An 8,764-nucleotide genomic window follows, 5' to 3' on the forward strand; every position below is an offset into this window, starting at 1 on the left:
CCGCCAATACATAGTAGATAACAATAGCTAATACTGCGCCTACTGGCAAGGTAATAACCCAAGAAACAACGATATTTCTTACAACACCTAAGTTAAGCGCCGCAATACCGCGCGCCATACCAACACCCAGTACAGCACCTACTAACGTTTGTGTAGTTGAAATAGGTAAACCTGTACCCGATGCAATAACAACAGTTGATGCAGCAGCAAGTTCAGCAGCAAAACCACGGCTAGGTGTTAAGTGTGTAATACCTTCACCAATGGTTTTAATTACTTTTTTACCAAGGATGGCTAAACCAATAACAATACCTAAACCACCAAGTGGTAAAATCCACCAAACTAGCGCTGATTTCTTAACAATTTCACCATCGTGCTGAACAATGCTTACTACCGCAGCTAGTGGACCAATCGCGTTTGCAACGTCATTTGAACCGTGCGCAAATGCCATACAACATGCAGTTACAATCATTAAGATTGCAAATACTTTTTCAACGTTGTTGAATTGCATTTCTTTGTCAGCAGCTGGGTCCATTTTAAGACGCGCAATAAGCACTTTACCTAAGATAGCAACAGCAACAGCTGCTGCAATTGCAATGCTGTAACCTTCAACAGCACCAAGCTCTAAACCTACGTGCTTTAAACCTTTCTTGATAGTAACTAGTGCCATAACAAATGCTGCAAGACCCATGTAAACTGGTACATAGCGTTTTGCATTGTTAAGTGGCGAGTCAGTATCAAAAATAAGTTTTTGCGCACTCATAAAGATTAGATAAGCAATAAAGCCTGAAATTGCAGGCGTGACAATCCAACTACCTACAATACCAGCAACTTTACCCCATTGAATCGCCTCAGTACCCACTGCAACTAGCGCAAAACCAACGATTGCACCAATAATTGAGTGTGTAGTAGATACCGGCCAACCAAGGTATGAAGCAACTAATAACCATACACCTGCAGCAAGTAGTGCTGAAATCATACCAATTACAAGTGATTCAGGAATAGCGATGAAGGCTGATGAGTCTATGATGCCTTTACGAATGGTTGATGTTACTTCACCACCTGCAAGATAAGCACCCGCAAACTCAAAAATCATAGCGATAATAATCGCTTGCTTAATAGTTAGCGCTTTAGAGCCAACCGATGTACCCATCGCATTGGCAACGTCGTTCGCACCAATACCATAAGCCATGATAAATCCCACTACGGCAGCAATAATCACCAAAGTGGAGCCGTAATTTGCAATAATATCCATCAAGTAACCTTTAACTTAACTTTTTTAAATTAGTTTAATTAACGTGCTAGCATCAGTTCTAAACGTGAACCAACACGCTCAGCGATATCTGCTAAATCACCCACCCACTCAAGGATCTTATATAAGAACATCACATCGATCGGGTTTAATTCATTTTCGATTTCACGCAACTGACGACGCAAAGTAATTTGCATTTCATCAGTGTCACGCTCAATTGCGTCGAGTTCTTCTAGCATATTTTCAACTAACGTTACTTCACGGCCACGGAAACCCGTTTCTAACAGCTCATCAAGTTCATTGATTGCTTTAGAAGCTTGTTTTGTCGCGTCGATACAACGATTAAGGTAAGTAATAAAATCAGCTTGAATTTGCTCAGGGATTTCCATTTCACGACCGAGTACACGGCCTGCTATGTCCTTAGCTTTGTTAGCAATTTTATCTTGTTGAGTGATCAGTTCTAGAAGATCTGTACGCTCAACTGGCAGGAATAATCCACGAGGTAGTTGCAAACGAATATCACGTTTAAGTACATCCGCTTTGCGTTCTAAGTCGCGAATATTAATGCGGATCTCAGATGCTTGTTGCCACTCTTTATTAAACGCATGTTCAAAGAAAGACGTTAACAAAGCACTGGCTTGATGAACAATTTTTATATGCTCTTCAATTGGTTTGATAGGAGATTTCGCAAAAACCCCTAAAAATGCATTACTAGCCATAATTGACCCTTAAATTTTAAAAGCGCGCAAATTTTACCGTAATCAGTTACAGGTGGAAAGGCTTTACCACATAACTATTTCATTAAGATGATATTCCTTAACTTAGATTATCAAACAATTAAATTTACGCTAGTGAACAAACTAAAATTTTGCTGAATCTTGCAAAAACAAAAAGGGGTAAACGCATTTTAAGCATTTACCCCTTTATATAAATTTCTTTTAATTACTTGCCGATAATATCGCGCTCAATATCATCTTGTGCGATATGACGAATATCTTTACCTTTTACAAAGTAAATCACGTACTCAGCAATATTTTGGCAACGATCGCCAATGCGTTCAAGTGAACGAACTGACCACACTAAATCCATTACTTTTGGAATTGAGCGTGGATCTTCCATCATGTAAGTCATAATCTGACGCGTTAATGCTTCATACTCGCGGTCAACTTTGGCATCTTCTTTATGTACACGAAATGCAGCTTCAGCATCCATACGTGCAAATGCATCAAGCACATCGTGTAACATTTGCGATACATGGCGACCCATGTTGTCGATATTACCCAGTAAACCCTGTTGATCTTTCGCTGTAGATTCAAGTGCTACCTTTGCGATGCGGCGAGCTTCATCACCAATGCGCTCTAAATCCGCAATGGTTTTAGCAATCGCAACAACTAAACGTAAATCGCTTGCTGCTGGTTGGCGTTTTGCAATAATACGTGTGCACTCTTCATCAATGCTCACTTCCATTGCATTTACTTTGTAATCGCCAATCTCTACTTTTTTTGCAAGTTCAGCATTGTTATCGTTTACTGCATCTAGTGCTGAGTTAAGTTGTTGCTCAACTAAGCCACCCATTGCTAAAACATGATTGCGAACGTTTTCAAGCTCTTGGTTAAAGTTACCTGAAATATGCTTTGAAATATTATGATCCATAACTTTAATCCTTACCCGTAACGACCAGTAATGTAGTCTTCAGTTTTCTTTTTCTTCGGTGTGGTAAACAAGGTGTTTGTATCTGAGTATTCAATCAGTTCACCCATATACATAAACGCTGTTTGATCAGATACACGCGCTGCTTGTTGCATGTTATGCGTTACAATAACAACCGTGTACTTATTTTTTAAGTCGTTGATTAACTCTTCAATAACCAAGGTCGAAATCGGGTCAAGTGCTGACGTTGGCTCATCGAGTAACAGTACTTCAGGCTCAATCGCGATTGCACGTGCAATAACTAGACGCTGCTGCTGACCACCCGACAGACCAAATGCGCTGTCATGTAAACGGTCTTTTACTTCGTCCCAAAGTGCTGCGCCACGAAGTGAAGCTTCAACAACTTCATCTAATTTACGCTTATCTTTAATACCTTGCAGGCGTAAACCATAAACCACATTTTCATAAATTGATTTAGGAAATGGGTTTGGACGCTGGAATACCATACCTACGTTGCGACGAAGCGCTGCAACATCAACGCTTTTGTCATAGATATTTTGGTTATGTAGCAAGATTTGGCCATCGATACGACACGTATCGACTAAGTCATTCATGCGGTTAATACAACGTAATAAGGTTGATTTACCACAACCAGATGGACCGATAAACGCGGTTACCTGACCCTTTGGAATCTTCATGCTGATATTGCTCAGCGCTTGCTTATCACCGTAGTAAAGGTCCAAGTCTTTAATTTCAAGAGCAGTTTGTTCTGCCGATAAGTTTTCTAAATCAAGCTGTAAGCTAGTTGCAGGTTGATTCATTTCTGGAGCAACAGTAATCATTTTTACTAAACCTATTAAACTTTTATCACCGCAGAACAATTAGTGTTCTAACGACCTGAATTTTTCACGTAAGTGGTTACGAATACCAATTGCTGTGATATTCAGTGCCACAATAACTGCCACAAGTAAAAATGCTGTGGCATATACTAGCGGACGTGCCGCTTCAACATTAGGGCTTTGGAAACCAACATCATAGATGTGGAAACCTAAGTGCATAAACTTTCTATCTAAGTGAACAAATGGGAAGTTCATATCAACTGGTAGTGTTGGCGCCATCTTAACTACACCTACTAACATTAGCGGTGCTACTTCACCAGCTGCACGTGCAACAGCAAGAATTAAACCTGTCATAATCGCTGGGCTTGCCATTGGTACAATGATACGCCAAATAGTTTCCGCTTTAGTCGCACCAAGTGCCAGCGAGCCTTGACGCACTGAACTTGGAATACGCGATAAACCTTCTTCTGTTGATACAATAACTACCGGTAGAGTCAAAATCGCAAGCGTTAATGCTGACCAAATAACACCTGGTGTACCAAATGTTGGGCCTGGTAAGGCTTCAGGATAAAACAATTGGTCAATGCTGCCTCCTAGCATGTAAACAAAGAAACCTAAACCAAATACACCGTAAACAATCGATGGAACACCCGCGAGGTTAATTACCGCGATGCGAATCATTTTGGTTATTGAGTTTTTCGCTGCATATTCGTGTAGGTAAATCGCAGCAACCACACCAAATGGCGTCACGATAACAGCCATTAGCATAACCATAAATACGGTACCGAAAATCGCTGGGAATACACCACCTTCAGTGTTTGCTTCACGTGGATCATCACTTACAAACTTACCAACCTGTTTGAAGTAATGACCAACTTTAGCAAGTAACCCCATATCGTTAGGTAGCGTTACATCCAGTACTTGGTAAAGTGGGATAGTAACTAATTCGCCACGCATATCTTTAACAATTACTTGGTCACGCTTTGCTGCATCACGGAACTTAAATAGCTCTTTTTCAAGCACTAAATATTGTTCACGGTACGCTTTACGCTCAGCTTCAAATTCAGCTACTTTCTCGTGTGTTAGCTCGCCTTTTAAATCAAGCGCTTTTTCTTTTAAACGCAAACGCTCTAAATCGTAGTTAATGTGACCAATTGGCCCATTTTGTAAGTCTAGCGCTGATTCATTAAGTTCAACGGCACGCTCTACAAGCTCGTCTAGTACAGTTAACTTTTGTGATTCCTCAACTGCTTTGCCGTCTTTGATTACGCTTTCAATGTAACCATAAAAGTTACCATTTTTGCTGCGCTCAAATACCGCTAATTGACTTGGTGTTGATTGCTCTACAATATCCGTTGCTAAAATCCAACGGAAGTCTAAGTCTACATATTCACGGTTACCTGTTTTAATCAGTAAACGTTCAACTTCATCACCAGTAAAACCGTGCAAATCAATATTTGCCGCTTTTAAACGCTCAACAGGCACCATTTCACGGTCATAAATTTCACCGATAACAGTTTCTTTAACATCGCCACGGTGCATTTCAAACTGCGTTACTTCTGCAGGCCAAAAGAAACCTAAACCACGACCTGCAATCATTGCCAGCAAACCAATTACTGAAATCAAACTGATACTTACTGCACCACCTGTCATCCAAATCCAAGGTGAGCCAGATTTAAACCACTGCTTCATTTATTAAATCTCCTAACCTTACAGTGAACTATACTTTTCACGTAAACGCTGACGAACAAATTCAGCAATCGTGTTAAAGACAAAGGTGAAAATAAACAACACAAATGCCGCTAAGAACAGAATACGATAGTGAGTACTACCTACTTCCGATTCTGGCATTTCTACTGCAATGTTAGCTGCTAAGGTACGCATACCTTGGAAGATACTCCAGTCCATAATTGGTGTGTTACCCGTTGCCATAAGTACGATCATGGTTTCACCCACGGCACGACCTAAACCCATCATTACCGCAGAGAAAATACCAGGGCTAGCTGTCAGCAACACTACGCGAACAAGCGTTTGCCACTGCGTTGCACCAAGTGCAAGTGAGCCATTAGACAAGTGCTTAGGTACACTGAATACTGCATCTTCAGCAATTGAGAAGATAGTTGGAATAACCGCAAAGCCCATTGCAATACCCACAACGAGCGAATTACGTTGGTCAAAATCGATACCTAACTCATTGGTAATATATCGACGTACATCGCCGTCAAATACCCATAGTTCAACTGCAGGACTAAGTGCAAATGCAATATAACCAGCCAGTAATACCACAGGAATAAGTAAAATTGCATGGCTACCATCAGGAATTTTGTGACGAATAGATTCTGGTAAGTTCTGCCAGAAGAATGCTGTTAATAAGATGGCTACTGGCGTTAAAAGCAGAATCAGCATAATTGCAGGCAAATGAGATTCAATTAATGGCGCTAACCAAAGACCCGCTAAGAAACCTAGAATTACCGTTGGTAATGCTTCCATAATTTCAACAGTTGGCTTTACAAAGCGACGTAGCTCTGGCGACATAAAGTATGCCGTGTAAATTGCCGCAGAAAGTGCAATTGGCACAGCGAATAGCATCGCGTACATTGCCGCTTTTATGGTACCAAATGAAATTGGCACTAGTGATAATTTCGATTCAAAGTCATCACTTGCTGAGGTTGATTGCCAAATATAAGCAGGCTCAGGATAACCTTCATACCACACTTCTTGCCAAAGTGCTGACCACGATACCTCTGGGTGTTCGTTTTCAATATCAACTACAATAAGTTGATTACCCGCAAGCATTAAAGCGGCATTTGAACGTGGTGAAATTGAGAAGAAATCAATGCCTGAATCACTTACTTTGCCAGACCAAAGTTCGCTCTCACTAGTTGTGTAATAAAGCGATAACTCACCTTGCGTATTAGTGCTGAAGAAAGTACGGCGGTAGAACTCACTGTACAAACCTGAAATATTGCCATCATTGCTAGCAAATGCGCGAATTTTTGCAAATTTACGGCCTTGCTCACCATTGATTTCAAACCATTGTGAAATTTCACCGTTATCATTAACTAACATTAATGAGTTAGCGCCTGAAAGTAGCTGCATTTTCACTAAATTAGCGTTTTCTTGGTTTGCTGCAAGCACCTGAATTTGCGTGATATCTTCAATATCACGGGTGTTGTAAATATAAACTTTGTTAGCAACACGTACAAACGCACGACTAAAATCCGGAGAGATAAGCAATTCATCAATCTTGCCCTCTTGTGGGATTTCAGTGACTTCGCTTGACCATTCCATTTCACCAGAAAACATGTTCTCTTCAGCTGATAACATGCTAAACAATAAACGTTTGTCTCCAGTAACAGCCAATACACCAAGACGGCTTTCTTCAACATCATAGCTAAAAGCAAATTGACGAATAGATGCGCCTTCGTCATCTATCGTCACTTCACCTTCGCCTAATGGGTAAGCGATACTTGGTTTAATGGTACGGCTATTATTAGCAAAACCAACTTCAAACTTTGGCTCAACAACTTTGATAGCACCGTTTTCTAAGCCATACGCATACATACCTTGATGAGGAACAGTACGCGCAAAACTAGTTACAGCTGCATCAAATTCAACATTAAAGCTAGTAAGCTTGTTACCAAAGTTTTCACCTTTAATGGTGTAGTAACTTAATTCACCTGAAGGTGTAAATAGATAAGCTATTTCACCTTGCTCTTCCATACCACCTGCAATGTATTCTTGCGAAGTTGGTAGTGTGAATTGATTTCTCACTTCAACATGCGCTGAAGCAAAAATTGGCTGAACTACATACAAGAGATAAAAGAAGATCAACAGCAGTGCAACCAGTACTAACGTACCGCCAGCAGTAATGCTGTATTTAGCTAATTTATCTTTGATCAGTCTGTTTCTATTAGTATTGAAATCAACACTTGGCGGATTGGAACTCATCCACTTGCCCTTTAAAAATAGAATTAAGATTTAGTTGCCGAGCATTATATTTTGTCAAGATGACAGAAATGTTACAACCGCTGTAATATTTCGTTTTTATTACCGAAAAGTTACACTCAGTACGTTAACAAATTTTGACAAAATAAATTGGACAAAAGACATCCAATAAACAATACTTAACCCACGCCACAAATATATTTAATTCATTGAATTAGCTAACAATTATTCCTTAACTTTCTGTGGTGTGGGTTGCGCTAATTAGAATAAGAGACATATATATGAAGCAGTTAGTATTAACAATTATTGGTCCTGACCGCTCAGGTCTAGTAGATGAACTATCCTCAGCGGTGCTTGCAAACCATGGTAACTGGCTTGCCAGTAATTTAAGTCACTTATGCGGACATTTTGCTGGTATCTTACAATTAGAAGTAGCAGAAGAGCATTTATCATCACTTGAAAGTGCAATTCAAGCTATCCCAGATTTAGATGTCAAAATTGAAGCGGGTAAAGAAGAAGTCACTGACACCAACCAACTTCTTAATTTTGTTATCACCAGCAACGACAGACCGGGCATAGTGCAAGAACTCTCTAGTGTACTTCGCCACAAAGGTGCGTCAATTGTGCATTTTACCTCTAAGCAACAAAGCGCTCCAAATTGGGGTGTGCCTCTATTTAATGCCGAAGCTCGTGTTGAGCTGCCTTCTGGGCTTAGTAAAGATGATGTGATAGAAGCACTTGAATCAATTACCTCAGATCTAATCGTCGATATAGAAACTGAAGCTTAACTAAATGTACTGTCTATCAGCACAAGTATTTAAAACAATATAAAAAAGGGAGCTGCAGCTCCCTTTTTTCATTTCTCTTAACGATTTACAAATACTTTGCTAAGTACTTTTTAAAAATCGGATCTTTTTCAGCTAACACCCGTTGTTCTGCTAAAATGTCATGCAAAATTTGATTTGATGTAAGCGGATTCGCAAGTACAACGCGAAAAACCACTGTTGGTAAATTATCGTATTGGTATGGCGTTAAACGGGTACGAGAAACAAACGAACGACCTGCTTCACGCTGGCGT

At 40.1% G+C, this 8,764-nt stretch carries 7 protein-coding genes and 1 pseudogene; 1 reads left to right on the plus strand and 7 read right to left on the minus strand.

All coding sequences use genetic code 11. The features are described 5' to 3' along the window. The 6 genes from ON073_RS19540 to ON073_RS19565 form a co-directional block, all read right to left on the minus strand. On the minus strand, positions 1–1,252 hold a 1,252-nt coding region (locus ON073_RS19540; protein WP_274763556.1), incomplete at its 3' end, for an inorganic phosphate transporter. Between the two features lie 38 nt (positions 1,253–1,290). After that, a complete protein-coding gene (locus ON073_RS19545; protein ID WP_274763557.1) occupies positions 1,291–1,968 on the minus strand; it encodes a TIGR00153 family protein in 678 nt (225 codons plus the stop codon). Between the two features lie 223 nt (positions 1,969–2,191). Further along, on the minus strand, positions 2,192–2,902 hold the full coding sequence (gene phoU / locus ON073_RS19550) for a phosphate signaling complex protein PhoU (protein WP_274763558.1): 711 nt from the start codon (positions 2,900–2,902) through the stop codon (positions 2,192–2,194). Positions 2,903–2,913: 11 nt separating this feature from the next. Next, positions 2,914–3,741: a phosphate ABC transporter ATP-binding protein PstB gene (gene pstB, locus ON073_RS19555; RefSeq protein WP_274763559.1), complete on the minus strand. Its 828-nt coding sequence runs from the start codon at positions 3,739–3,741 to the stop codon at positions 2,914–2,916. Between the two features lie 39 nt (positions 3,742–3,780). Then, entirely contained in the window at positions 3,781–5,430 is a 1,650-nt protein-coding gene (gene pstA / locus ON073_RS19560) for a phosphate ABC transporter permease PstA (RefSeq protein ID WP_274763560.1), read from the minus strand. Positions 5,431–5,448: 18 nt separating this feature from the next. After that, positions 5,449–7,689, minus strand: coding sequence for an ABC transporter permease subunit (locus tag ON073_RS19565; RefSeq protein WP_274763561.1), 2,241 nt, complete (start codon positions 7,687–7,689; stop codon positions 5,449–5,451). 278 nt (positions 7,690–7,967) lie between these two features. On the opposite strand from ON073_RS19565, the gene ON073_RS19570 reads away from it, so the two are divergent. Then, complete coding sequence (locus tag ON073_RS19570; RefSeq protein ID WP_274763562.1) at positions 7,968–8,474, plus strand: glycine cleavage system protein R; 507 nt, start codon at positions 7,968–7,970, stop codon at positions 8,472–8,474. A gap of 85 nt (positions 8,475–8,559) precedes the next feature. Here the strand turns inward: ON073_RS19570 and ON073_RS19575 are convergent. Next, positions 8,560–8,764, minus strand: a pseudogene (locus ON073_RS19575) (putative pyridoxal-dependent aspartate 1-decarboxylase); the annotation flags it as partial.

The organism is Pseudoalteromonas sp. G4, assembly GCF_028875915.1.
Lineage (GTDB): Bacteria > Pseudomonadota > Gammaproteobacteria > Enterobacterales > Alteromonadaceae > Pseudoalteromonas.